Annotated in this window: 26 protein-coding genes; 6 read left to right on the top strand and 20 right to left on the bottom strand. The window is 48.1% G+C overall.

From position 1 onward, the window contains the following. Nucleotides 1–394: 394 nt before the first annotated feature. Nucleotides 395–595, top strand: coding sequence for a cold-shock protein (locus DWY25_RS15175; RefSeq protein ID WP_006059981.1), 201 nt, complete (start codon nt 395–397; stop codon nt 593–595). 74 nt (nt 596–669) lie between these two features. Here DWY25_RS15175 and DWY25_RS15170 read toward each other — a convergent pair whose 3' ends face one another. The 4 genes from DWY25_RS15170 to DWY25_RS15155 form a co-directional block, all read right to left on the bottom strand. After that, nucleotides 670–1,293: a hypothetical protein gene (locus tag DWY25_RS15170; RefSeq protein WP_117895930.1), complete on the bottom strand. Its 624-nt coding sequence runs from the start codon at nt 1,291–1,293 to the stop codon at nt 670–672. A gap of 149 nt (nt 1,294–1,442) precedes the next feature. Then, nucleotides 1,443–1,982, bottom strand: coding sequence for a rubrerythrin (gene rbr, locus DWY25_RS15165; protein WP_117895929.1), 540 nt, complete (start codon nt 1,980–1,982; stop codon nt 1,443–1,445). Beyond that, complete coding sequence (locus DWY25_RS15160; protein WP_039864911.1) at nt 1,973–2,395, bottom strand: Fur family transcriptional regulator; 423 nt, start codon at nt 2,393–2,395, stop codon at nt 1,973–1,975. Before DWY25_RS15160 ends, rbr begins: the two co-directional genes overlap by 10 nt. A gap of 164 nt (nt 2,396–2,559) precedes the next feature. Further along, nucleotides 2,560–3,366, bottom strand: coding sequence for a pyridoxamine 5'-phosphate oxidase family protein (locus DWY25_RS15155; protein WP_006059977.1), 807 nt, complete (start codon nt 3,364–3,366; stop codon nt 2,560–2,562). A gap of 123 nt (nt 3,367–3,489) precedes the next feature. Between DWY25_RS15155 and DWY25_RS15150 the strand changes: the two genes are divergently transcribed. Next, the gene (locus tag DWY25_RS15150) at nt 3,490–4,353 is read left to right on the top strand and encodes a helix-turn-helix transcriptional regulator (RefSeq protein WP_117895928.1); all 864 of its coding nucleotides are present in this window, start codon (nt 3,490–3,492) and stop codon (nt 4,351–4,353) included. 196 nt (nt 4,354–4,549) lie between these two features. Here DWY25_RS15150 and rsmI read toward each other — a convergent pair whose 3' ends face one another. The 6 genes from rsmI to DWY25_RS15115 form a co-directional block, all read right to left on the bottom strand. Next, entirely contained in the window at nt 4,550–5,401 is an 852-nt protein-coding gene (gene rsmI, locus DWY25_RS15145) for a 16S rRNA (cytidine(1402)-2'-O)-methyltransferase (protein ID WP_117895927.1), read from the bottom strand. Beyond that, nucleotides 5,398–6,750, bottom strand: a complete 1,353-nt coding sequence (locus DWY25_RS15140; RefSeq protein ID WP_117895926.1) for a PSP1 domain-containing protein — start codon at nt 6,748–6,750, stop codon at nt 5,398–5,400. The genes rsmI and DWY25_RS15140 overlap by 4 nt, the downstream gene beginning before the upstream one ends. Further along, nucleotides 6,743–7,738, bottom strand: a complete 996-nt coding sequence (locus DWY25_RS15135) for a hypothetical protein (RefSeq protein ID WP_006059973.1) — start codon at nt 7,736–7,738, stop codon at nt 6,743–6,745. The genes DWY25_RS15140 and DWY25_RS15135 overlap by 8 nt, the downstream gene beginning before the upstream one ends. Continuing rightward, complete coding sequence (tmk, locus tag DWY25_RS15130; RefSeq protein WP_117895925.1) at nt 7,725–8,360, bottom strand: dTMP kinase; 636 nt, start codon at nt 8,358–8,360, stop codon at nt 7,725–7,727. The genes DWY25_RS15135 and tmk overlap by 14 nt, the downstream gene beginning before the upstream one ends. Nucleotides 8,361–8,567: 207 nt before the next feature. Beyond that, the gene (locus DWY25_RS15125) at nt 8,568–10,040 is read right to left on the bottom strand and encodes a hypothetical protein (protein WP_147336700.1); all 1,473 of its coding nucleotides are present in this window, start codon (nt 10,038–10,040) and stop codon (nt 8,568–8,570) included. Nucleotides 10,041–10,400: 360 nt separating this feature from the next. Next, nucleotides 10,401–12,128 (bottom strand): FAD-dependent oxidoreductase, encoded by a 1,728-nt coding sequence (locus tag DWY25_RS15115; protein WP_117895922.1) that lies wholly within the window; start codon nt 12,126–12,128, stop codon nt 10,401–10,403. Between the two features lie 65 nt (nt 12,129–12,193). On the opposite strand from DWY25_RS15115, the gene DWY25_RS15110 reads away from it, so the two are divergent. Then, nucleotides 12,194–13,006: a MerR family transcriptional regulator gene (locus tag DWY25_RS15110; protein WP_117895921.1), complete on the top strand. Its 813-nt coding sequence runs from the start codon at nt 12,194–12,196 to the stop codon at nt 13,004–13,006. Between the two features lie 171 nt (nt 13,007–13,177). On the opposite strand, the gene DWY25_RS15105 is transcribed toward DWY25_RS15110, so the two are convergent. The 7 genes from DWY25_RS15105 to DWY25_RS15075 form a co-directional block, all read right to left on the bottom strand. Next, entirely contained in the window at nt 13,178–13,906 is a 729-nt protein-coding gene (locus tag DWY25_RS15105; protein WP_117895920.1) for a TetR/AcrR family transcriptional regulator, read from the bottom strand. A 139-nt stretch (nt 13,907–14,045) separates the two neighbouring features. Further along, nucleotides 14,046–15,656: an FAD-dependent oxidoreductase gene (locus DWY25_RS15100; RefSeq protein ID WP_117895919.1), complete on the bottom strand. Its 1,611-nt coding sequence runs from the start codon at nt 15,654–15,656 to the stop codon at nt 14,046–14,048. A 346-nt stretch (nt 15,657–16,002) separates the two neighbouring features. Next, the gene (locus DWY25_RS15095) at nt 16,003–16,530 is read right to left on the bottom strand and encodes a QueT transporter family protein (RefSeq protein ID WP_117895918.1); all 528 of its coding nucleotides are present in this window, start codon (nt 16,528–16,530) and stop codon (nt 16,003–16,005) included. Between the two features lie 407 nt (nt 16,531–16,937). Beyond that, entirely contained in the window at nt 16,938–18,149 is a 1,212-nt protein-coding gene (locus DWY25_RS17780) for a HipA domain-containing protein (RefSeq protein ID WP_187117674.1), read from the bottom strand. Nucleotides 18,150–18,524: 375 nt separating this feature from the next. Beyond that, the gene (locus DWY25_RS15085; RefSeq protein ID WP_117895916.1) at nt 18,525–19,085 is read right to left on the bottom strand and encodes a hypothetical protein; all 561 of its coding nucleotides are present in this window, start codon (nt 19,083–19,085) and stop codon (nt 18,525–18,527) included. After that, nucleotides 19,082–19,906, bottom strand: coding sequence for a hypothetical protein (locus DWY25_RS15080; RefSeq protein ID WP_117895915.1), 825 nt, complete (start codon nt 19,904–19,906; stop codon nt 19,082–19,084). Before DWY25_RS15080 ends, DWY25_RS15085 begins: the two co-directional genes overlap by 4 nt. Nucleotides 19,907–19,944: 38 nt before the next feature. Further along, a complete protein-coding gene (locus tag DWY25_RS15075) occupies nt 19,945–20,385 on the bottom strand; it encodes a DUF3788 family protein (RefSeq protein ID WP_117895914.1) in 441 nt (146 codons plus the stop codon). Nucleotides 20,386–20,652: 267 nt separating this feature from the next. Here DWY25_RS15075 and DWY25_RS15070 point away from each other — a divergent pair, with 267 nt between their 5' ends. From DWY25_RS15070 to DWY25_RS15060, 3 genes are read left to right on the top strand one after another with little or no spacing between them, the layout of a single operon-like run. After that, entirely contained in the window at nt 20,653–21,600 is a 948-nt protein-coding gene (locus tag DWY25_RS15070; protein ID WP_117895913.1) for an AAA family ATPase, read from the top strand. 7 nt (nt 21,601–21,607) lie between these two features. Then, nucleotides 21,608–22,729 carry a DUF58 domain-containing protein gene (locus DWY25_RS15065; RefSeq protein ID WP_117895912.1) on the top strand — a complete coding sequence of 374 codons (1,122 nt, stop codon included), beginning with the start codon at nt 21,608–21,610 and terminating at the stop codon, nt 22,727–22,729. Further along, on the top strand, nt 22,726–23,901 hold the full coding sequence (locus DWY25_RS15060) for a DUF4129 domain-containing protein (RefSeq protein ID WP_117895911.1): 1,176 nt from the start codon (nt 22,726–22,728) through the stop codon (nt 23,899–23,901). Before DWY25_RS15065 ends, DWY25_RS15060 begins: the two co-directional genes overlap by 4 nt. Before the next feature lie 278 nt (nt 23,902–24,179). On the opposite strand, the gene DWY25_RS15055 is transcribed toward DWY25_RS15060, so the two are convergent. The 3 genes from DWY25_RS15055 to DWY25_RS15045 form a co-directional block, all read right to left on the bottom strand. Next, nucleotides 24,180–25,187, bottom strand: a complete 1,008-nt coding sequence (locus tag DWY25_RS15055; protein ID WP_117895910.1) for a type II TA system antitoxin MqsA family protein — start codon at nt 25,185–25,187, stop codon at nt 24,180–24,182. A gap of 19 nt (nt 25,188–25,206) precedes the next feature. Beyond that, nucleotides 25,207–25,551: a type II toxin-antitoxin system MqsR family toxin gene (locus DWY25_RS15050; protein WP_244925992.1), complete on the bottom strand. Its 345-nt coding sequence runs from the start codon at nt 25,549–25,551 to the stop codon at nt 25,207–25,209. Between the two features lie 129 nt (nt 25,552–25,680). Next, nucleotides 25,681–26,022 (bottom strand): TfoX/Sxy family protein, encoded by a 342-nt coding sequence (locus DWY25_RS15045; RefSeq protein WP_117895909.1) that lies wholly within the window; start codon nt 26,020–26,022, stop codon nt 25,681–25,683.

Here is a 26,022-nt window from a genome sequence, read left to right as displayed (position 1 = left end):
TAACAAAAATCTTTTATTCCTGACCATCATAGTCAAATTCTGAACAAATTTCTATCAGAATGCTCAAAATCAGGAAATTTCTGGTTTACGGGCAGAGGAGAGTCAGACGCCCAGGGCATCGAGGAATACGCCGCGGCAATACTATGAAAAACAGGGTTTCCTGACTTTAACACTGTCGTTTTATAATTCTGAATCTCTTCATAAATGCTTCGATTTCGAACAAATATTGACAATTTCGGCGAAGTTTATTATGAAATCCGGATTGATTCTGTCAGAGAATCGTGCTATATTGTAAATAGATTTTTTAGGCTATAACTATAATTTCACATGACGAAAGGATAGTTACTTCCCAAACTCATGTGTCTTTTATTATAGTGGCATAGGAGGACAGCTCATGGTTACAGGAAAAGTCAAATGGTTTAACGCTGAAAAAGGCTACGGTTTCATTACAACGGATGAAGGAAAAGACGTCTTCGTTCATTATTCCGCGATTCAGACAGACGGCTTTAAAACGTTAGACGACGGCGAAGCGGTCAGCTTTGAAGTCGTGCAGAGCGACCGCGGCGAACAGGCGGCCAATGTCTGCAAGCTCTAATCGTTTTCCATTCCAGGACGCGTAAAAGCACTCATTCGAGTGCTTTTTCTTATCTTTCTTCTTGTGAAAACCGGTCAGCTTATAATTTGTTTCTCCCCAGGCGCTTTGTCCGTTAACCGCATTGGCGGATAGATCAGACAGGCGACGTTCATGTCCGCTTTTTGCTTCATCCAGTAACAGGCAACGGGAAACGGCAGTTCTTCCGCGTCCTGTTCCATAGCGTCGTTCTGACGATCCTGGATGAACAGCCACACCGCGGACGGATAGTCCTTGGTTTTAACGCCTTTTAACAGGTGGTCGAGTTCAGCGCTGATCTTCCGTTCCTTCTTCACTTTGATAAAGTCCAGGGTCTGACTTCGATTGAGCGGCTGTCCCTGATGAACGAGCTGACTGATCATCTTCACCAGCCACTCTCCGTTCCACGGCTCGATCAATCCCCGGCGGATTTGCCAGGACGGAATCGCTCTGCATGGTTTGGGACTCAGGACCAGGACCGGTTCGGAAAAAGCGACGGCCAGCTGCGGATCGACAGCGGTTGAGGAACAGAGAATAGTTTGATCCCATTTTTCGGGGCGGCGTGCTGCATCTACGAGTTGGATGTATTCAATGACGAGATCGCCCGTCTGATGCCGGATCCGGTGAACCTGATCCTCGGCCTGCGGGTCAACCGGATCGCATTGCAGAATTCTGATTTTCATAGCGGTACCCTCCGATTCTGTTTTCAGTGTATGTCCTGAATATCCTGAATATGAATGCGATCTGCGGTGAATCGCGCGAAAATCCAAACAGGTAGTTTTTCCGGAAACAAAAAAAGGACCCGCACAGCGGATCCGATGAATCAGAGAAATTAATAGTTTGCTTTTTCAACTTCGAAGAAAGACTTCGCATAGCCGCACAGCGGGCACAGACCCGGAGCATTCTTGCCGACCAGGGTATAACCGCAGATCTGGCATTTCCACATCACGTCTTCTTCTTTCTTGAAGACTTTGTCTTCTTTGACATTGCTCAGCAGAGCGAGGTAACGTTCTTCATGACGCTTTTCGATCTTCGCGACCATATCCATCTGCGCTGCGATCTTGTTGAAGCCTTCTTCACGCGCGATCTTAGCGAATTCAGCATACATGTCTGTCCATTCGTAGTTTTCACCATTAGCTGCATCCTGCAGGTTAACGTCTGTCGCCGGGATCTGATCGCCATGCAGAGCCTTGAACCACAGCATCGCATGTTCCTGTTCGTTGCGCGCTGTTTCCTCAAAGATGTTCGCGATCTGTTCCATGCCCTCAGCACGAGCCTTCATTGCATAGTAAGTGTACTTGTTGCGCGCCTGGGATTCACCGGCAAAAGCTGTCATTAAGTTCTGTTCTGTTTTTGATCCTTTTAATTCCATTGTTCTTTACCTCTTTCTTTCTCTTTTTCCTGTTTGTCTTTACACTGGTTGCAGCAGCCTTCCAACGAAATATTCAGATCTTCCACGCTGACGCCCATCTGGTCTTCAACCTGGCGGATCATCTGCTCCTCCACGGAGAACGAAACGTCGAAATACCGCTTACAGTATCGACAGTAGAAGTGATGATGCTTTTTCGGGTTTCCATCATACATGAACCCGGCGCTGCGGTCCTGGAACTTTTGGATTTCACCCATTTCCGTCAACAGATTCAAGTTGCGGTAGACCGTCGCGATTCCGATGGAAGGATCGGCCTGCTTTACCTTCTGGTAAACCTGGTCGGCATTCATGTGAATTCCTTCTCCGCGCATCACGTCCAAGATCAGCTGGCGTTGTCTTGAATTCCTGCGAATCATCATCCCACCTCCTAATAACGATAACTGTTATCATTATAGCATAAGTTTCCTGGGTGTCAATAGCTCTGCACGGATTTTTCTATAATTTTTCTGCTCTGCCTGCTTCTTTTTTAAAGATGAAAAAGCGAAAAAGAAAAACGGGATGAGGCTCCCGCTTTCTTCCTTTAATGAACGTAATAAACCTGCCGGACAGACTTGCCGAAATACGGACTTTCCGGATCATACCACTCCGGGCGAGTACTTCCTTCTTTGTTATAGGACCACTGCAGTGAGTTCACAACATACTCAGTCGGATCAATTTCAATCCAGTCATTAACTTCCAGCAATTTGGTGATAATCGCCGGCTGTTTCTCTCCCATAGCCGCCCAACCTTCAGCGCCATAGAGTGTTTCCAGATACAATGCAGCTGCTTTTTGCGCCTCTTCTGAAGCTGGATCCATCAGCTTTGCGGTGCCCTTGATCTGAACTCCATAGGAGTTGAAATAATCATTTTTATAAGCGATATATTCTTCTTCCGGTATCTGTTTATACCAATACAGGACAACCTTCGGATTCTTTGCGATATGCACGCATTTTTCTGTTCCTTTTTCACTGGAAGCGTACAGTTTCATAGTTTGAGGATCCAAAACGAATTCCACCGATGACAAACCCGGTTCATTATTGTAGGAAGTGGCGATTTGATACATTTCACGATAAGAATAAATTGTTTGTCCCGCTTCATCCTTTTTTAAAGGCCACCCCCGCAGATAATCCAAAGCCAGCTCACGAATTTCCGGCTGACTCAGCTGTTGACTTTCATCAATGGCAACAGAAGCTGTGGTCAATGCGTCTTCCATTTTGATATAACCGTTAGCTTCTGGATTTTTAACCCAACCTTCTGCTTCCAATTCTGCGTCAGTTTTAGGAGCCGGAGCTGTACTGCAGCCTGTCAGGAGTAAAGCTGCCAAAAATAACATTCTTAATTTTTTCATATTTCTTCCCTCTTTCTATGTTCTTATCATGTCACATTGTTTATTTTTGCACAAGATCCCAATCAGACCGACTAGGATAAAATTCAGAACTTCGATATAATAAAAAAAAGGAGAATCCCGCTTATGAAATACCGCAATTTATTAATACCTAGTCAAAGTTGTATGGATTCTGTTTCCGTTACCCTTCAAAAATATCAATATCAGATTTTTGCTTATCGCCATACTTTTCAGAACCGCGTTCGTCAGTTATCTAATGTCCTCATTCCGCATATCAAACTGGCCGTAATTCGTCAGGGAGAATGTTCAGCCACGATTCAGGGTCAGACCTTCCATGCCGGGCCTGCTGATTTATTCTTGATCCCGCCCTATCTGCTTCACAGTGCTCAGTTCATCACTGATTCTTTAGAAACTTATGAGCTGCTTTTTCAAGTCAGCGGCCTGTTTAATCAGGAACAATGGCTGACCCTGTTTCATCATCAGCTCTGGTTTCAACAGTTGATTGATGAACCGACCTTCAATCTTATACGCTATTGCTTCGATAACGCAGAAAAACAAACAGCGGGTTATGTTTTAGGCCTCCAGCATTTGATCAGTCAGCTTACAGTCATGATGCTCAAAGAGGATCCGAACTCTTTTGCTTCTTCGCGTGCAGACAGCGCTATGCTTTCAACCGCGGAAAAATTTTTATATGAATTAGAAAAATCAAACGAAGCGTTAAGCGTCCAAGACTATTGCGACCGTCTTCATGTTTCGCAAAGTTATCTGTGCCGCTGCACATTAGCCGTTATTCAGCTGTCGCCGCAATCGTTGATTATACAACACCGTTTGTACCGCTCGCTCACGCTGCTTGCCGATCCTGATTTATCTGTCAGGCAGATCTCAGAACAGCTACATTATTTGCATCCCAGTTATTTTTCCAAACAGTTTAAAGCCACTTTTTCCCTGACGCCTAACGAGTATCGGAATCTATACTACCGAAAGCCTTAAGAAACAGACAAGTTGATCTGCAACGATTCGGCTGAAGCACAGATTATTAAATCTTAGGATAGTTTGTTTTTCGATATCCTCATAATATTCTAGGAATTTTCCTTCGAATCTTGATCGACGCATCTATTGTAATTACTTTTAGATAAAAAAAGCTCTTTCCCCAGCGACATTCAGCTGTTAGGAAAAGAGCTTTCTTTTAAGATTCCTGATGATAAGCGCGGTAAATCTCATTCTTAGACATGCCGTATTCCTTGGCGATCTGTTTGATCGCATCCGTCGCCGACATGCCGGACTGAATTCGTTCATTGATCTGCTCGGTAATCAGCGCCATGTCGATGACCGGCTGACTTTCTTCAGCGCAGCCTTCGATCACGACGACCATCTCACCTTTTAATTCGGCGGCCGCTTCCTTGATTTCACTCAATGTCCCGCGCAGAAATTCTTCATGTCGTTTCGTAATCTCACGCGCCAGACACGCCTTGCGATCGCCCAGGACATCCAGGCAATGTCCCAGCATCCGTTCAATCCGGTGCGGGGCTTCATAGAAGATCAACGTAAACGGCAAAGCTTTCAGCCCTTCCAGCTCCTTCACGCATTCGCGGTCGTTGCTGGAAAGAAATCCCTTGAACAAAAACGGCTGGGCTTTCAAACCGGAGGCGACCAGCGCGTTAAGCGAAGCGCTGCAGCCGGAAACCGGCACAACGTTATAACCGGCGGCGGTCACCTGTTCAACGATATTCTGGCCGGGATCGGAAATCAACGGATATCCGGCGTCGGAAACCACAGCGACCGACTGGCCCTGTTCCAGCAGGTTCAACAACCCCTTAGCGCTTTCCCGTTCATTATGGGAATGATGCGCGATCATACGGGTATGGATATCGAACACCTGAAGCAGCTTCATCGTATTGCGGGTATCCTCCGCGGCGATCACATCGACCGAACGTAAGATCTCAATCGCCCGGGGCGTCATTTCCTCAAGATTGCCGATCGGCGTCGGGACGAGATACAACGTTGGTTTTTCATTGGTAAAGCTCTGCTGACGAATCATTTCTGATCCTCGCCCGCCTCGTTTTTCGGCTGACCTTCCTTGCGGTTGGCATGACGGCGACGGCGGTTCGGGCGTTTGCGTTCCTGATTGCGGATTTCGCCTTCCCCTTCCTGAGGCTTGGCTTCGCCTTCAGGCTTACTTTCCTTAACACTTTCCCGCGGCTTTAACTGCTTCCGGTTTTCCTGCGGTTTGCGTTCCTCGCGGCGTTTTTCTTCCGGTTTGCGTTCTTCCGCTTTCTTTTCCGGCTTTTTGTCGGCCGGGCGTTTGTTTCCATCTTTCCGTTCCGGTTTCTTCTCCTCCGGTTTCCGGGCGTTGTCTTTGCGCTCAGCTTTTCGTTCGGCGTCCTTACTTTCCGCGCCGCGGCGTTCCGGACTTTCCTTCCGGTCATTCTCTTTCCGATCTTCTTTCCGTTCGTTCTCCCGGCGCTCATCCTTGCGTTCGCCAGACCGCGCGTCTTTTTCTTTATTCTTCGCGTTCTGGGCTTCCGGCCGGCGGAACACACCCTTTTCCATCAGATCTGACAACGCGATGAACTGGACGTTCTCCCGGTTTTCCAGCTTCGCCGTCCCGTTGATCACGTTCATCGACGTCACACGGTACAGCTTGCCTTCATACTCAACCTGGGCATTCATCTTCGGCAGTCCGGCGCGCAGCTGCTTGTAATTTTCATCCTCAAATTTCAGACAGCACATCAGCTTGCCGCACTGTCCGGAAAGCTTCTGGATATTCAAGGCCAGCAGCTGATTCTTCGCCATGTTGATCGACACGACGTCAAAATCATCCATGAACCGTGAGCAGCAGGTTTCCATCCCGCAGGTGCCTAAGCCGCCGATGATTTTCGCTTTGTCGCGGGGACCGATCTGACGCAGCTCAATCCGGCACTTGAAAATCCCCGCCAGTTCTTTTAACAGCTCGCGGAAATCGACGCGCTCGTCCGCAACGTAAACAAAGATAATCTTGCTTCGATCCAGCGTATATTCGCAGCTGATCAGATTCATATCCAGCTTGAGCCGCGCCACTGCTTCCTGACAGCGGGCCAGCGCTTCCTTGGCCAGATCTTTATTTTCAGCGTACATCTCGCGGTCATGCCGGGTCGCTTTGCGCAACACCGGCTTTAACGGCGTATTCTGGGTGTGCATCGACACATCGCGCAGATTGCTGATGATCTCGCCCATCTCCACACCCCGCACCGTTTCCACGACGACATAATCGCCATATTCCAGCGTTTCGTCATTTGTTCCAAAGCTGTACGCTTTCCGTGAATTCTTAAACCGTACCGATACGACATAGCGGTACGCAGGAACCGGCTTGACTTCTTCCGTTTTTACAGTTTCCTGATTTTCACTCATCTTTCATTCCCTCCTTCATTTGATAAATTAACTGATCCGCCAAAAGCGGCAGATTATAACTACGGGATAACTTGTCCCGGCATTCAAGTAAGACGATGATCAGCTGATCGAGCCGCAGCGGACGCTGATTCCATTTTACAATCTCTTCCGCCATCCAGGCCGGACCTTCCGTATGTCCTACCGCGGCGTCACGAAGAAATTGAAGCAGGCAGTCGATAAAATAGCCGAAGGTTCGCTTATCCTTCTCTTTATCCTTGCTTCCGAGATATTCCGTCTGCATCCAGACAAGCACTTCTTCCTCCCGCAGCGGGAATTCACGGATAAACCGGCGCATCATCAGCATACCATTCTGATAGGCTTCATCCTCGGCGGTCTGCTTAATCTGATCGACATCGCGGATCAGATGCGATAACAGATAGCCGTCGGTTTCATCAAGCTGTTCCTCCAGAGCGATCTGATGGATCTGGCGTTGCGTCAGCGGCCGGAAGGTCAGCGTCTGACAGCGGGACACAATCGTCGGCAGGATCCGATCCTGATTTTCCACAATCAGAATCGCGAGGGTATCGGAGCCTTGCGGTTCTTCGAGAAATTTTAACAGGCTGTTGAGCGCTTCCGGGGTCGTGTTCTCCGCGTTGTTGAGAATATAGACCTTCTGTCCGCTGCGTTCCAATCCAGTTTTGTTAAACCGTTCCTGCAAAGACAGGATTTCATCTTTTTTAATTGACTTGGACGCGCCGTCCAGCAGAATCAGATCGGCGTAATTCGCTTCAGCGATCCGCTGGCAGTCGCTGCATTCCTCACAGGCGAATCCGTCGTGGACATGCTGACAGATCAGACTCTGCGCTAACAACAAGGCTGTTTCCAGCCGCGGCGTGCCTTTCTGTCCGACAAACAGGAACGCGTGCGCCAGTTTTTTCTGCACTAGCGCGTGTTTCAGCGTCTGATAGACAACCGGCTGCTGCGCCTCCAGGCGTTCAGCGAACTTCACGATGAATCAACGCTCCTATCGCTTTGACACAGTCCGCAATCACCTGATCGACAGGCTGAGCTGCGTCGATCACGATCATCCGTTCAGCAAACCGGTCACGCACCTGCCGATAGCCTTCGCAGACGCGCAGGTGAAAATCAATCTTTTCCTGATCGAGCCGGTCTTTGTTTTGCCGGGTGGCGATCCGGTCCAGTCCCTGCTGCGGAGCCAGATCGAGATACAGGGTTTTATCCGGCCAGTGGCCTTCGATCGCAAACTCGTTGATCGATAAAACTTCCTCGATCCCTAAATTACGGCCGACGCCCTGATAAGCCAGCGAACTGTCGACAAAGCGGTCGCAGATCACGACTTTCCCCGCTTCTAAGGCCGGTAGCACTTTTTCAATCAAATGCTGACGCCGGGCCGCGGCGTAAAGCAGCGCTTCCGTCTTGCTGTCCATCGCTGTGTTGGCGGGATCCAGAATCACGCTTCGGATTTGTTCCGCGATCTCGATGCCCCCGGGTTCCCGGGTATATATGGATTCAATTCCGGCTTCCTGCAGCCGCTTCGCTACCGCAGTGCTGACGGTGGTTTTCCCACTGCCGTCCGGACCTTCAAATGTAATAAAATATCCTTTTTTCATGTGCTTTCACCCTTGATCTCTTGTGCTATTATATCACGGTTATCCACCATTACGCCACAACCTTTCCCTTCCTGTTGTCCCCCGTTCACTCATAAAAGAACACTACCCGCGCTCTGACGGATAGTGTTCTTTTTATATTTTCGTTTTCCAGTTTATCTTCCGCCTGACATCGCAGGCCAGCGGAGTTTTCACCGGGTATTCCCGGGTCTAATACCGGACAGCCCAAAGCAGACGATAGAATTGATCGTCGCCGGTGTCTTCCAGCTCCGCGGTCCAGTGCGGCATACGATCCAAATTGTCTTTCACCGTTTGAATAACCTTGGGGTTGGCATTCCACTGCCCATTATCATTTTCCACCGGAATCCCTTCTACAATCAGCTTATCCTCCCATTGAGGCACATAGGTCACAAAATCCACGGTGATTCGATTGTCTGATTGCTTTTGATCCAGCACCATGACGCCGGGACTGGCTTCCAGCCAGTCGCCTTCACGGGAATAAGCGATATAGCTGTTCACGCTTTGACTGTAAACGACGCCGCTGCTTAATTTCCGGTTGTCATAATCATCATAAACATAATCCTGCCCGCTTAACACCTTTGCCGCCTTGTTCATGTCCGGCTGGGTGACCAGCGAACCATAGCCCTCGCGGATCGCGTAGTCCGCAAACCGCACCTGCCCTTCGGCATTCAAGCAATATCGGCCATCGCAACCATATTTAGGAATTGCACTCATCAAAGTTGGCGCCAGCGCTTCCCAATTGATCGCGGACGGATCGTCGAAACCCTGGTCCATCGCCGTGAACAGGTACAACGTTTTCTCAAGCTTTGACGTGTTCTTTAGATAGATCGTATCTTTATCATTGAAATTCATTTCCACTTCCAGCGTGATCTCCGGCGTCACGCCATTCGGTTCCAGAACATTGACCGGATTTTCCGGGGTTTTATCAACCCGGATTGCAATGTTGTCCGGATCGATTCCCCGCTCAAGCTTCGTAGCGGTCACTACCATCGCTTTGATAATCATCCTCTGTTCAATCGACTGATTCCAGTACCGCTTAAAGAAGCTCAGACATTGGCCGTAAAGCGACGGTGCAAAATTCATTTTCTGTCCTAACGTTTCAGAACCTGCTTCGCCATCCTGGATCTCGGCAGTCTCCGGATCAAACTGAATCACGAAGCGCTGATCGTCTTCCGTCACGATTTCCGCATTCCAGGAGGATTCTGATCCTTCCAGCGCCATCGTAAGTTCAGCGGAGAACACCGCGGTCTTGACGATGCGGTCTTTCTTTTTGTACTCAAGGGTTACGTCAGAAAAAGCAAACTTAATTTCTGAATCGGTCAGGTTAACGATAATGTTTCCCTTACCTTTCGCATCGGTAAAGATCCACTCTTTGTCGTGGATAACCAGCTCATATTCATGGCTGAATTCATAGATTGTGGAATTCAAAGCCTGAATCAAGCCTCGATCCTTGAACAGCTTTGGCAAAAGCGTTTCCATGTCCGGCATCGGCGTCGGAACCAAGGTAGGCATCGGCACGTCCGTTGTGGACGTGGGCGAGGGATCTGGTCCTTCCTGCGCTGGCTGCGCGGCGCAGCCGCAGAGGAGTGTTACGATCAACCCGACTGTCAGTATTTTTATCCACCGTCGTTGCTTCTCTCTCTGCTTTCTTTCTCTTCCCATGGTTTCACCCCCTTATTCATCATTTCTTCTTTAACTTCATTGTAAAGGATAGACCGGAAGGAAGGCAAGGCATTCCTTAAATAACGCCGGATTTGTCCACGATTGAATAGTCGGTCATAGATCAAAAGCAAAAAAGAGAAAACCCGCCCTTCGTTAACGAAGGAACCGATTTCCTCTGCTGTGATATTCCAAAATTTGGATGCTGTTTTAATCCTAAAGCCGTTTTTATTCATGGTCTTTGCTTAGTAGCCGGCTTTCACAATATACCCGATGCAGCGCGGTTTCACGTCCATAAAGCTTCGGCACGTTCCACGGGAATCGTTTACATATGCATCGCACAAAAATGTCTGCTGCCCTATTTTATTGTGACAAAGCAAAGCTAGCCGCATTTTCACCGCTGATTTTCCCAAAAACAAGATTGGTCGTCATCGGATTTAAGCCATTGACGCCTTCCTGCGCACATTCACCGACAGCATAAAAACCCGGGATGATCTCACCTTTGGAATTGAGTACTTCAGTTTCTGTATTCGTCGGAATCCCGCCAAATGTTCCCTGAATGGAAGGCTTAACAACGATACCATAGAATGTATCTCCACTAGTTAAATCCGCAAGTGTTTTTCTTGAAAACTCGACGTCCACTCCATTTTTAACCTGTTCTTGGTATTTCTCTATCGTTTGCACTAATGCATCGGCATCGATTTCCATTTTTTCAGCCAGTTCCGGAAGGGATGAAGCGACGGTGAAATACCCTTTCTCAGCGTAAGCTTTTATCGTTTCATTTGTTTCCAGAAGTGTGTTGTCAAACAGAACGATTGCTTCCTGTTTCGTCTGACTATTGATCACTGGTGAAATCCCGTAGCTTCCCTGTTCGTTAACAAATCGTTTTCCTTCATGATTGACTAAAATCGCGCCGGCGTTAACTGCGGCATTCATTGTCAGGGCATGGGTTCGATCATAAAAAACGAGGGGATTCGCTTTCATCACAGTCATATCTACCAACTCTACACCAATTTCTTGTGCCATCACTAAACCGTCGCCGGTATCGCCGGGAGAACAGTAATAAATTGAATCCTTCCATTGCGGCAGATACTGACTGACCATTTCTTTATTTGCGGCATATCCGCCGGTAGCCATGATCACGGCTTTAGCTTGAATGTTATATTCACCGCCCTCTGTTGTAACGCTGACGCCTTTGACTTGATCCCCTTCGGTTAAAATATGTGTGGCTTTCGTCCCGGTGCGAACGTCGACATCTAATTTTTCAAGTTCGCCATTCAGAGCAGGAATCACCATCGCTCCCAAGCCAGAGCCACCCTTCGGAGCTAAAATAAAGGCGCTGGATGTATGGTCAAGCTCAACACCCAAGCTGATTAAATATTCCGCGCGTTCTGCAGCGTTTTCGGCTAAAATCCGCGCAGCTTCGGCTTTTGCGTAGGCGCCTGTCGCCGCTTCCTGCTTCATATAATTCTGATACAAATCCTCGACCGTTTCTGTCTTTCCTTCTTTCTGATGAACGGAAGTCCCTACCGAACCAAACATACTGTTGGACAGCAGCGAGGTACCTCCCAGAATATCCTGTTTTTCAATCAGGATTACCTTGGCTCCCTGCTGAGCGGCAGAAATCGCCGCCGTCATCCCCGCAGCTCCTGAACCGATAACTACGATATCACATTGTGCGTCTTTCACTTCTATCCCTGACTTTTCAGGTTTGATTTCCCAGCTTTCCGTTTCCCCGGCAGCTTCTTCGAGAGCATTTTTGACTGCATTTTTAATTCCATTGCTCGTCATCGTTGCTCCGCTGAGAGCCTCTACCGCGATAGATTGTGTCTTGACAATCTGTTCCGGAATAACCGTAAGCGGTAAATCACTAATCCCCTTGGTTTCCTGATGATCCAGAACTTCAATATTTTTTATTGAACCTGCTTCCAGCGTAATTTCGACACGGATTTCGCCGTTGTTCCCCCAGGCGGTTCCCTGATAAACGCCGCTGATTTCTTTTTCCGGCTGTTGAGCTGACGGGCTGGGCTTAACTGAACATCCGGCAAGCATCCATAGGAAAGCCGCCGTGCAGAGAGTAAATCTTTTCATCTTCTCATTCCTCCTTCGCCCTTTTATAATAAACTGTGTATAAAGTACCCAGTCAAGGAGCGAATATGAAAACAAAAGATCTTTGTCAGCTTTTTGATCTTCCTCGAAGCGCTGTCCGGTTTTACCGCAACGCCAGCTTATTTTCTTTGCAACAGGATGAAAATGGTTATTTTCACTATGAAGTGGAAGAAATCGCAGCACTGTATGAAGTCTTAAAGCATCGGCGAAAACACGACCTGTCATTGGAGGCCATTACCCAGCGGTTGAAGAATCAAAGCAACCATTCTGACAATGAAGAAATGATCAATTTATTTCAAAATCAGATCGATGCCCTGGAACAGGAGATTCAAACGCTGCGCAGAAAACAACAGGGTATCAAACAGTCTTTAACTTATCAAAAATTGATTCAAAGTGCTTATAATCAAATTCAATATGTGGAGGATTGCGACGGACTGAGTTATATTAAAGAATCAGAATTTCACGATCATCTTCCTGCTCTGCACGAGCTTTTAGAAAGCGATCTATCTTATCAATCCTTAGTTTTTTCCTATGAAGAATTGGAAAAAGAAACTTTCCGGCCCACTTATGCCATTGGAATTACCCATCACAATCAAAATCGAGCGAAGCTTGCCAGCTCCTTCCCGCATTGTATCGCGCCTCATCAGCGAGGTCTTCGGTTTATTTTAGCGCTTTCCTCACTTCAGCAGCTCGACAGTGCAGTCTTCGTTCCAGTTCAAGAATACATCCGCGAGCATCATTTAAAAGTAACTGAGGAAGTAACCTCCATCATTTTAAAAACAGAAAGCATTCCAAGTTATCGTTTCGTTGTACTATTTCGTTTCATTGTTGCGGACAAAGAACCAGACAAAGCCGGTTAATTACAAAATCTGCATGCTTTCGGTTCACTTAAGTTTTCCCATTGTTCGATCTTCGCAACTTTCTCTTTCCTGAATGAAAAAAGAGAAAACCCGCCCCTTGTTAACGAAGGAACCGATTTCCTCTACTGTGTTAATCCAAAATCAAATGCTATTTTAATCCTGCATCCGTTTTTATTCATGGACTTTGCTTAGCAGCCGGCTTTCGCAATATTCCCGAAGCTGCGCAGTTTCCTGTTCATAGAGCTTCGGCACATTTTGAATGGGAATGACCTCGTTGACGGCGCACAGCTGATACGGATATTCCGCATGATAGCGAAAACCCTCAAACAAAATCGGCATATCCTGCTGCATCCGAGTCATCAGATCATAATCGCCGTCCATGCTTGCCCAGTCAAAATTATATCCGCGCGTGGCCGCCATCACCAGATCCGCCAGTTCCTGAGGCGTCCGGTCAGCCCGGATCTGACGGCGCACCTGTCCGTTATAAATCACTGTACAAAGAATGATGAAATAAGGACGGTTGCGGGGAAACAGCTGCTCCACAGTCAAGGATACACGTGCCTTTAAGTATTCCAGTGTCAGCGTTTTATCTGAAATGGAAGCATCCCGGCTGAAAAAATGCGCAAATTGAATCAGACTGTCCAGCGCGTTGGGATTGTCGATCAGCTGATGAGCGACGTCCAGAAATCCCATATCAAACTTTTTAAACTGACTGATGATCAGATCGTTCTTATTATTAAAATAATGATAAAAGGTGCCGACAGATACGCCGGCCTCTTCACAGATATCGGTAATTAGGGTGTACGCCATGCCTTTTCGCATAAAACACGTATTGGCCGCCTCAATAATTTTTTGTTGGGTTCTGATTTTTTGTTCTTGACGGCTTGTCATTTTTTCCATGTTTGCGCCTCATTCTCTTGTTTATTATAAGGAATGTCAAAAGAGGTGTCAAATAGAAGAAACCCTCCCGGATATTTCCCAAGGTCAGAAAATACGCGGAAGGGCTGAATTATTTATGACTTAAGCACGTAAATTTTTATTATTTCTGCGCGGCAGCGTTAGCGCCCGCAATTTTACCGAAGACCAACGCATCCGGAACAGCGTTGCCGCCGACACGGTTGGTTCCGTGGATACCGCCGGTGACTTCTCCCGCCGCGTAGAAGCCTGGAATCACTTCGCCGGAAGCGTTCAGAACCTGCGCTTCGGTATTGATCCGCAGACCGCCCATCGTATGATGAACCGCCGGCGTATAGGAAGCCGCATAGTATGGCGGATTATCCAGCCGCGCGCCCCAGGTAGCCCGGCCGAATTCATCCTGCTGCGCATCGACCGCTTTGCCGTAATCTTCGATCGTCTTTTTCAGATTATCGGCTGGAACGCCCATGTTTTCAGCGAGTTCTTCAATTGTATCGCCTTTGAATAACATGCCGTTTTCAACCATGTAATCCAGGTTCGCCTGCGGAATCTGAACGCTGTCGATTTCCGTCTGATCGTTGATCACAAAGAAAATTTTATCCGTCTGATTCAGCGCGCCCTGTGCCAGAACATCACGCCGGTTATCTTCGTTGACATAGCGCTGACCTTCTTTGTTGACGTAGATAGCGTTGTTGACATAACCGGAAATTCCGCCGCCGCTGACCGGGAACAGCGGCATCAGCTGAATCCAGCCCATATCGACTAAATCCGCGCCTACCGCTTCACCCATCACAATCCCGTCGCCGGTCGCACCCGGATGATTGTTCGTCGCAATGGTTTCACCTAAATCATCCCATTCCGTATTGTATTTCACGCGCATCTCGACATTCGCCGCAAATCCGCCGGTCGCCATGACAACCGATTTCGCGTTGACCGTCACCGTCTTGCCTTCAGCGTTGGTGATCGTTGCGCCGACGACTTTGCCATTTTCCTGCAATAAGCTTTCAGCTTTGGTGTCCAGATAAATCTGAGCGCCGTTTTTCTCCGCCTGCGTGCTCAGCGCTGCGATAAAGTCAGCACCTGAAACATTGGTCGTCTGCGCAGAACGATTCCATAATGCGCCGATTACCGTGCGGATCGTTGGATCCCAGGTCGTACCGTTGGCCGTCAGCCATTTCTTGGTATCCAGTGTGTTGCGGGTCAGTGTCAGGATCAGATCGATGTTGCCGATGTAGTCGCCAGCGTCCAGCGTCTGCAGCGCATGCCATTCCGGCGAATCAAATAACGAATCCGAGCCTGAAGCGAGATATTCGTCATATTGTTTCTGAACATCTTCGATCAGCTGCTTGTGCGCGTCGCTGACCGGTTCGACAGCAAGCAGTTTTTCGACGGTCGCTTTTAACGAATCGTCCATTTTTGTACTGGCCTGACCTTCCGGATCATAGCTGTTGAATGCGCCGCCGCTGCGCAGCGTATTGCCGCCCATCATCGACATCTTTTCAACGACAATGACGCTGGCCCCGTTTTCCGTCGCCGATACCGCCGCACTTAAACCCGCGCCGCCCGCGCCGATGACTAAAACGTCAACATCGCTGTCCTGAAGCGCTGTCGAAGTCTCCTGCGGATCTGTTGAAGGCTCCGCGGATGGCGTTGGCTTGTTCTGCGTACTGCAGCCGGTCATTCCCACCAGAACCAGGCTGAGCATCAGACAGAGGATTTTTTTTGTTCCTTTCATTTCTTTCTCTCCCTTTCCGAATTCTCATTGAATTCATTTCATTGAATTATATTCGATGAATATTCTTCGATAGAATGATAACAAATAAATGTCATCTTTACAACTCCTTTTCAGCGCTTTTGTAAAATTTTTAACATGATTTTATCAACCATTTTGTTTTAGATAAAATCAACCCAGCGTTATTCCTTATTCCTGAAGCACCGGTCAGTTTTAAATCTTGTTTCTGGTCTGCACATTTGCCGTCTGCATGTCCATTGGCTGACCAAACAAAAAGACGCCCGAAAGCGTCCGAAATCCCTTTAGCTGTCTGTCTTGAGAGGTTTTCTTAACAGAGTCGATCTTACCTTTATAAGCTGAAGCGCTTGGCCACCTGCGCTTTATCCAGCGCCTTGACTAACGGCAGGCCCAGAACGAAGCAGGCGATCAGTTCGCCCAATCCAACTTCCAGCGCATTGATCGCGAAGCCGGTAACCAAGGCAGTCGGATAGAGGACATAGGCCAGTTCCGCACCGACAATCACGGCGTTGAACAGCACCGGCATCAGCGCTGAAACAATCGGCAGTCCCTGAATACAGAGCTTACGGAACTTCCAGGTCAGAAGCGCCGCCAGGAAGGTTGCCAGCGTCCCCGCCAGCACATCAAAAAAGCCTAACAAATTGACGCCCATGATCGCACCGATCAAGTTGGTCAAAAAACAGCCCAGCGTCACACCGGCAATCGCCTCCGGGAATAAAACCGGAAGCAGCGTCATCGCTTCCGCAATCCGGATCTGAACCGGTCCGAACGAAAGCGGCGCTAACGCCAGAGAAACGGCGGCGTATAACGCGGCGATCACCGCGCTGATACAAAAACGAACTAAAGTCTTGTTTTTCATTATCTTATTGAATTCCTTTCGTGTTTTGTTTATTGTCAGGGGATTGCGACTGACATTTCTTCTCTCAAAACGTTTATCATTATAACAGATTCTATGAATTAATAAAGAGGAAGAAAATAATTGTTTTCCCAGCTGTCTAGTGCGGTTATACATTGGATTTCGAAAAAAATCATATGGATATTTTCAGCATCAACTGTTCCATCCACTGATAAACGTTGTCTATGTTTTCGTTTCTTTTATATTAGCGTAGAGGATTCTCACTTGCGACTGGATTGTTCTTTTCGATGATTTCGCATTGTGCTGGTTATCCACTTAAATGCCTTGTCTAACTTCGCCGCGTTGGACGAACTTTTCTTCATTCATAATGGAAGACTTTATTATTCAAAGCAATTCTTCCGTCTCGCCCGTCATTCAACGATCAAGCCCTTCATTTTCAAAACCTTTTCAAACTGATCAACACGGCTTAACCAACCAGTCGTCAGCGTCTCCATAATTTCTCGATTAAGATGATCGCGATCGGCAACACTTTCCAGCAAACTCTGATAAGGCCTCACCAGTTCCCGTAAGGCGTTAAGCTGCTTTCGGGAAACTGATATCGTAAAAATATCTGTAAGGCATGAACAAGCGCAAAAGTTTCTAGTGAAAAATTTAATTTCTGCTTTCTCATCATCAAACGTCCAATAATCCCGGGATAAGGTTGTGTTCATCGCTCGGCCTGTATCATAAATCGGACAGATCCGTGTCCATTCCAACGTCCGACCATCGCGGATAATGCCAAAGTTATTCAAATGACGATCTTCATTCATCATTAAATAATCAAGCATCCACATCTTTTGCAGATACTCTTCTGCTCGGGGAACATTTTTATTTTCCAGTCTTCGTAAATACTCGCAATACATTGTCTTTCCTTCGCTTTGATCTGCGGTTCGCAGAATATCCGAAGCCGTGACGATTTCTTCATTCTCATTGATCATGCAGGGGCAAACACTCACTGTATTCTTTCTTCTCCGGTCAGTTAACCGTTTTATTTTATAAGGAACATGAGGCACTTCCAAACATTCGCAGATCAGCGTCGCTAAAGCCTCGTTGACAGGTTCCAAATTAAAATTGGAATTCGCCGCTTTATAAAGATAATTTTGACCGTTCTGATCCCGTAGCCAAACCTTTCGGAGCATTCCCTCTGCCGTATTGTTAGGCGTATGAAAGGGATCAAGACCGGACGTATACGATAAGCCCGACGGATTCGTTGACGATCCGAAAGTCCCGTCGGAAAACGCAAGGCTGTTGTAATCATTTTGAAAAAAATTGACTTCTTCCCAGGTGAGATAAGATTCCTCCGGACACAGCCAGTATTGATCACTTAAAGACAAAGCCAGGTTCTTTAACGCCAGATCCGCGGTCGTCGGAATTCCTAAATAGCTAAGTAAATCGTTCAATCCATCGCGCAAAGAAGGAATTCTCCGTCTGCGCAGCCAGTTATTCAAATTTTTCAGAGATATCTCTTGATTATCTATCAGCGACAAAGGAGCATAGGCAGAATTATAAATGGCAGTGATTTCCGTCGCCGCCTGGAAATCTTCGTCATAATTCAGATCAAGTACCGCCTTCTTCTGATTCATTAGTGTATAAATCATTGATATCCCCTTCCTTTTTATTTTTTAAGATCTTGACCTGCCGTTTTCTTTATTTTCATTTTACCCTGATCAACTTCTTGATGCTGTTGGAGTAAGTGATTCTTCTTAGGAAGAAGGCTTCTTTTTCTTGATCGAAGAATCACTCTCTTCTGAGTTAATTATACTTCTTACTGTCCTTCATTTCAAGTTCATGCCTAGGATTTCTGTTTTTCATATTCATAAAATCGAGTCCTCCGAATAAAATCAGGAGCTCATTCTTCATACCTGAAATGCACTTTCCAAATCATCCCATTCCGTTTTATCGTTATTTTCACTCGCCAAAATGAACAAAAAACCGGCGAACCGGTTTTCTGATCAGATTTACATTCTCGCTTCTTCCTCGCGCGGCAGCAGCGAGTCGCTTTCCGAATACAGCATAACGCATGCCATCAGCATGCCGTAAACCAGCCGAATGATCAGCTGGACGATCTGCGAGGCCCAGGCCGCCCCGATGAACCAGCAGGCCGCCTCGGCGATTGCGCATAGAGTGAACGCCAACATATAGATTTTCATGCGGAGATCTGTTTCCTTCGCTTTTTCCCGCAGCCGGCGCCGGCGGAACTGCCACCAGCAGCCTTCAAACATTTTCGCAAAACCGAACAATTCAAAGATCCGGCACACCAGCATCAGAATTCCACTGTATCGCAGCGGCAGACTGGCCGCCAGCGACAACAGGCAGCAGATCATCGCGCCCAAAAGACCGACGCCGGAGATCAGAAACGCGCGGATTTCGCTGACTCTGAAGGTCATCAGCATGCCCGCTGCGCATAAGCCGTAGCCAATCATATTGAAACCCCAGACCAGACCTTCCCAAGGCAGTTCCACGATCGTCAGTGTCAGAAACATCAAGCCCCAGAAAATCAGAAGCATACCCTTTTTCATTCGCTGCCTCCTTTCCGTGTGGTCGACAACAGGTTGAAGACGTTGAACCCTTCCTGCCGTTTACGCTCGGTGGTGAACTGGAGATCAAACGGATTACCTTTTTCATCCTCCAACGTCATCGTCGGACTCAGCCGCATCGACTGCAGCGGATCAACCGTTTTGTCCTTAAAGCTGCCCTGGATCACAATCTCCCCCTGCGGCACCAGCAAACCTTTCCATTCCTCCACCGGCTTGTCGTTGATGATGAGTTCCAGCACATCCAGCACATTTTCCGCTGCCGTGCTGGAAATACTGGCGAAATGCAGCATTTTTGTCGCATTTAACCGGATCACAAAACTGCCGTCGTCCTTGGACGTCATTTCCGTAATTTCATACGGACCTTCATTCTTTTCTTTTGGCACCAGCTTCAGCTTGCCCAGCCGGATCTGTTCCTCGCTGCCGTCGGTGAACGTCAGAATCGCGTCGGACAAATCCAAACCGCCGCTTTCCGGCCATTCCGTGTCCATCGGCGCGATGACCGCCTGCACTGTCGTCACTTCAAACGGGCCGAAGCTCTGCGTCGTGCGGCCGATCACGTAGACCGGAAAATCCTTAGCGACAAAACGCAGGGTCTCCACAGTTTTCGATTCGTCCTGAGCGCTTAAATAGCTGAATTCAAAGCCCATCATTTCCGCCGAACTGCTCTGGTAGATCAATTCGGTATTTTGTTCAATAATCGTCAGGCTTTCCACCCGGAATACGCTGACCAGAAGCAGCAGCACCGCGGCGCACAGCCCCAGCAAGCCGGTCATGATCAGTAATAAGCGATTTCCTTTTCGCATAGTCAGCCCCTTTCCTTCATTTGTTTCAGATCTGATAATTACCGTTTTTTCGGCGGTGCTTTTTTGATCGCAATCAGCCGGAGGACTTCTTCGATTTCGTCCGGCTTCAGAATCCGATAGCGGATCCATCCGCCTTCCTCACCGCAAGGATAACGGTTTTCCCACAGCGACTGAGCTTTATCACTCAACGAGGATAAACATTCTTTCAGCACCGGAACACGGCCATCGCCGATCTGAAGCATTACGGTAAACGCTCCCTGCTCCAAAAAAGCATACGCTAAATGAACGGCTTTGTGGCTGTACTTGATGCCCCAGCCGTAGTCCTTGCCAAACGGAAACCGAAGTTCTTTGCGCAGATCGTAAAGATCCGCCAGCCGCGTTTCCAGCCTGGCCAGGTGAGCGCAAGCTTCCCTGCCCAGCGTGTTTTGAATTTCCTCCGGGGTTGGCCGGTGTCCGCCTTCCAGCATCCGCTCAAACATGGTCTCCGCCTCCTGTCTGGTTTTTGATTGACCGCCGAACGTTTCCCTCAGGCCAGGAAACGTCAATTTCCGATTGGTTTTATTATCTCATTGAATGCTTTCAGATTCAATGAAGGAGCGGTGAACAGTTTGGGACTTTTTGTCTAATTTCATCAAAATTATTTAAAATTTTTGTTTTTTTCCAATTTCCCCGGCTATTTTCAACCGACTTTCCGAATCCCAAGCGTAATTCATGTTAAAATAAGAAAAATCGCAGGAGGAATATCCATGAACTGTCAGGAAGCCGCATCCTTATTAAAGAAGAATATCGAACAGATCATGGTCGGCAGCGAACAGAGCTGCGGCCTGATCATGATGAGTTTATTAGCCGGAGGCCACATTCTTTTAGAAGACGTACCCGGCACCGGAAAGACGACGCTGGCCAAAGCGGTCGCCCAGTCGCTGAATCTCTCGTTCAAGCGGGTCCAGTTTACACCGGATCTGATGCCGTCCGATTTGATCGGCATTCAGTTCTACAATCAGGCTAAAGGGGAATTCGAGTTCCGTCCGGGCCCGTTGTTTACCCAGCTGGTGCTGGCGGACGAAATCAACCGCGCCGCGCCGCGTACCCAGTCGAGCTTGCTGGAAGCGATGGAAGAACATCAGATCAGCGTGGAAGGTACGACTTACCCGCTGCCGGAACCCTTCTTTGTCATCGCGACGCAGAATCCGATCGAAAACCAGGGAACCTTCCCGCTGCCGGAAGCTCAGATCGACCGGTTTATGATCCGGATTCATCCCGGCTATCCTTCACCGCAGGAGGAACAGCGAATGTTGAAAAATCTCAGCGTCCAGGCGGCCGCGCCGCAGCTCTCGCCAGTGCTCGACGGAAAACAGCTGTTAGCGCTGCGGGATGAGGTCGATGCGGTCCGGATCCACGATGTATTGCTGGACTATGCGCTGCAGGTTGTTGGCAGAACGCGGGCGCATGAACGGATTCAATTAGGCGTCAGTCCCCGCGGAGCCCTGGCCTGGGTGCGTTGCGCGAAAGCGATGGCCGCGATCCAAGGCCGTGATTATGTTCTGCCGGATGATTTAAAAGCCTGCGCCCAGCCGGTCCTGGCTCATCGGCTGATTTTAGGCGGATTAAGTCTGGGGTCCGATCGGCAGGCGGAAGCCGTACTGGCGCAGATCCTGGAAGAAATCCCGGTTCCGGTTGAAAAGTTCCAGGGTTGATTCCCCCATGACGTTGTTGTTGATCTTCGTCCTCGGTCTGGTTTTCGTTCAGCTGGGACGCTATGATTTTGAACGCCGGGGCGCCCGCGGTCTGTCGGTCACGCTGCTCAGCGATGTCAGCCGGCTGGAACCGGGACAGACGCTGACGCTCACGGTGATTCTTGAGAATAAAAAGCGGATGAGTGTGCCGCATGCCGCGGTGCGGATTACGTTTCCCGCGATCCTGGACTGCGAAGAAACGGATCTGACGCTGACCGGCGAAAGCGCGACGAACGCCTTTGTCCTGCATACGACGCTCGCCGGACGCCAGAAGAAAACCCGCTCGCTGCGGTTTACTGCGAAACAGCGCGGAGCCGGTGAATTCCGGGCTTCGACGATCCTTTCTGATTATCTGAATCTGACCCAGCTGGACGGTCCTCCGACTACGCCGCGCTTATGCGTCGTCCATCCCTTACGGCAATTCCCGGCGGCGCTCGAAGCCAGTCCCTGCGGACTTCAGGGGCAGCAGTCAGTACGCCGCTGGCTCTACCCGGATCCGATCTTTTTTACCGGTGTGCGTCCCTATCAGCCGCAGGACAGCTTCCGCGATATCGACTGGCGGGCGACGGCGCGGTATCAATCCTTTTACGTTAAAGAATACGATCACACTTCCGACCCGGCATTTTCGATCTTTTTAATCCTGCAGTCGATCCAGAATCTGTTTGCGGACGATGCGGAATTTATGGAAAGCGCGGTGCAGTTCGCCGCGGCGATCCTTGATCAAAGTCAGCGCCAGCAGCTGTCTGCGGCCCTGGTCACCAATGCCGTCGTGCGTTTTTCCGTTGCGGATACCTCGGTCTGCGACGCCAGTCTGAACCACACGGTCAGCTGTCTGGATTTGTTAGCCTGCGCCGCCCCTTATCCACTGAGCGAGCCGACCCGCTTGTTTCAACGATATCCGCAGCTGTTGGACGCCTCGCATCATTGCCTGTTCATTCTGAATTCGCTGACGGAGGCCATCCGCGAGTGGGTGATGAAGATCTGCGCTCAGGGCACCGCCGTGACCTTGGTCTGTTGGACACTGCCGGATCCCAAGACGCTGCCGGCGCGATGTCAGGCGCTGCCGCTTCGGAAGGAGGAAACAGAATGAAACGCTGCATTCTGTATCTCCTTGCCTTCCAGCAGGTTCTCTGCGGACTCTGGATCATGATCATCTTCGTGCAGGCTTTTCTGCCCGGAACGCTCTTCCTGCCAGGGTGCGTCCTGTTTTTCATCCTGCAATGGGGTCTGTCGCTGCTTTCCCATGAGAAAAAAACAGCGCTGCGGTCTGGCTTATACTTCCTGAACATTGTTCTCTTTGCGTTTGGACTTCCGATCCAAAAAAATATTCTGACGCTGGTGCTAACCGCCGTCGGGTTGATTCTGGAAACCGGCCTGATCCTGACACTGGAAGATCTGCGGGATTGTTCATGGGGAAAGTTGGGGATCGGCGCGCTGATTCTGATTCTGGTCAATACGGTCAGCGCCGGCCCGGATCTGATCCGCAGCTCGCTGCTGCTGGTCTTGGCGGCGTTATGCCTGCGCATCCAGTCCCAGTTTTTCAACCCTTCTGATCCGGCCGCGATGTCCCAGCTGGATCCCGACCAGGAAAAGCTGTTGCTTAAGCTGGCGGGAATTCAACTGGCAGCTACCTTGGCAATCGGACCGCTGAGCGCTTTGATTCTCGCGGCTGCCGGGTTGTTCAGTCAGGGATTGACCTGGATTTTAAGCCGGTTGATCGAAGCCTTCGCATTTGTCTTCTCGGCGATCATCCTGTCGCTGCAAAGTTTGATCCGCTGGATTCTGGCCCATCAAAAGGGAACGGAAGCCACGACGCAGACACCCCAGACCGAGGTCATCCTAACGCCCGATCCGGAATCCGCCAACGCCGCTTCGTCTGCTTTCAACGGAATTCTGGCCGTGATCGCCATGATCGCCGTCGGTTTGCTTCTGTTTTTCCTGCTTCGCTGGTTCCTTCGTTTGATTCGGAAATCCCGGTCTGTTTCCCTGGAGAAGGGGTTCCGCAGCGAAAAGATCGCAGCTTCCGCGTTAGGAGAACGGCCAACACTGCGTCAGCGCCTGCATTCCTGGCTGCATCCGGAAGTGCTTTCCCCAGTCCGAAAGCAATACAAAGAGGCAGTGAACGAGCGTATTCAACGAGGTTATCCATTCGCTTCTTCCGAAACACCCTGGGAGTACTGGCAGGAAGTCCAGGATCAGGAGCCGGACGATCAGTTCAAAGAGCTGACCCACGCTTACAATAAAGAACGCTATCGTCCTTAACCACTTGTAAAATTAATTATTTAAATGTCTGTTATTTGAGATAGAAAACGAGGGATTTCCATTTTGGATTTCCCTCGTGTTGTTTTAGATCCGCATCCTTATCCGAAACCACAGTTTTATCTCAGTGCTTAACAGCTTAGCTTGGTCTGTAAGCTTTCAGTGATGAATGACTGAAACAAGTCTGATCATTATGACTGAGATGAAAAGGCAGAAATTTATACAGAGTTTCTTATCGGCGTAAGCGATCTCTAGTAAAATTCAGGCATTTCTTCTTTATCCTATTCTCTGTCTAACTCAATGTCTTTTGCATAAGAATAGGATATGATCTCGCCTTTTCTGGTTGAACTGTACCCTTTTTCTCTGTGTGAGTATTCCGAAATTTCAGCGGATCCAAAATGTGCGAATTTATTAACTACACGTTCCAAAACTTTAAGTTCTTCATCAGAAAATTCATCGGACGGAATGTCACGATCCGGAATTATCTGATGTTTTTCATATCCATTATCATAAATAATCTCAATATGAGCTATATGATCCATTTGCATTTTTTCCAAAAGGATTTCAAAATGATTCGGTACCGGGCCATAGGGAAAATGAACATATTTTGAACCCGAGAGCGAGATACCATTTTCCTTGTAAAAAATCATATCCGAGTAATTAAGCAATTTCATTAGCTTGGTTTTAAACAATTCACTGCTTTTATGGGCAAAAAACAAAACCATCGCACAGAATTTGTCATAATCAAATCCCTTAAACCCATTCTCCTCGCAGGGAATATTGGAGAACAGATTAAGGATTCGACAGCTTGTGCAAAACTCTTCATCTTCTTCTATCTTTTCGATTCTCTTTAAAAGTTTGGTAACTTGTCTTTCATCCAAAGTTACTTCATTCTCTGTAAGATACGTTCTCATATTTTCAGGTTCACGAAGGAATAAAAGAATGCTATTATGCGCTTTATCCTGAATAGACCCATTTTCATATCTGCAAATAGTTTTATCTCCCCAGTTGAGCAGCTTCGCAAAACTTCTTTGACTTAAGCCATATTGTTCTCTTATTCTTTTTATTTCTTCTGGAAGTAAAAGCTTATGCACTCTGCGATATTCATTGTAAGCCTTCACCAATGTCGCATTGTCTAATTCTTCGCAAAAAAGTTCATCGCCGCATTCTGAACAGACCAGGACTTGAGCGTCAACTTCAATTAACTCACCGCAAACTTGATAAGCTTCTCGTTTCGTTATCACTTTTGTTTCTGCTTCTTTTTCACATTGTTCACAATACTTTCTCATTAACGCTGCCTCCTATACGCTAAGAATAATCATCTTCATGAAATCCAAGACATTTAACGAACTCTTCACCGTTCACGTGTACGATTTTAACTTTAATATAGAACTGTTTTTCATTACCATTTTTCTTAAATTCCCAAATATCTCCGAGTCGATGAGGGTCTAAATCTTGCTTAGGTCCTTTATAGTAATCTCCAACGGTTAAACTAAATATCACATCTTTTGCATCTAGGATAGTCAATCCATGCTGAGCTAATGCCTGCATATTTTTTCGCCGCGGAACAAAATCATAGTTTCCTGCGGATAATTGACGCTTCATCTTCGCAAGAAACGCCGAAATGTCTTGTGTATTCGCTTGAGTCCCCACTTAGACACCTCCTTAATTCTATTATAGCTCATATTAACAAGATGTCAACAAAATTGCGGTTATATGACCGCGTTTTATTGGCGCAGTCAACTAAAAAAAAATAGAACAGAGTCTTTCCCTGTTCTATCTCTATCTTGATTCAGTTTTCGAAGTTTTCGGCCGCCGGAATTTGGGTTTCGCCAAAGCGTCGCAGGTTGCTCTGACGATTTCCGCTAACGTTTCCCGGTCGTCCAGATCTTCAATTAAGAAACTTTCCTTTGCGCCGGGATAGGGCGGCGCTTTCGGACAATCCGGAATCCTGGCTGCCACCTCCGGCGTGATTTTAATAAACAGCTGATCGTCGCAGATCACCGCGAAGAACACCTGATCGCAATATAAGCCAACCTCCCCGAACATCCGCTTCCAGGTAATTGTGCCGGCCAACGCCAGCTGATCGGTCACATACGTGACAAATTCCAGTGTTGAAGCCAT

It is taken from the genome of Holdemania filiformis (genome assembly GCF_003459085.1).
Taxonomy (GTDB): domain Bacteria; phylum Bacillota_I; class Bacilli_A; order Erysipelotrichales; family Erysipelotrichaceae; genus Holdemania; species Holdemania filiformis.
Note: the sequence above shows the minus strand (reverse complement) of the source record. Positions and strands in the feature narration are given on the sequence as shown.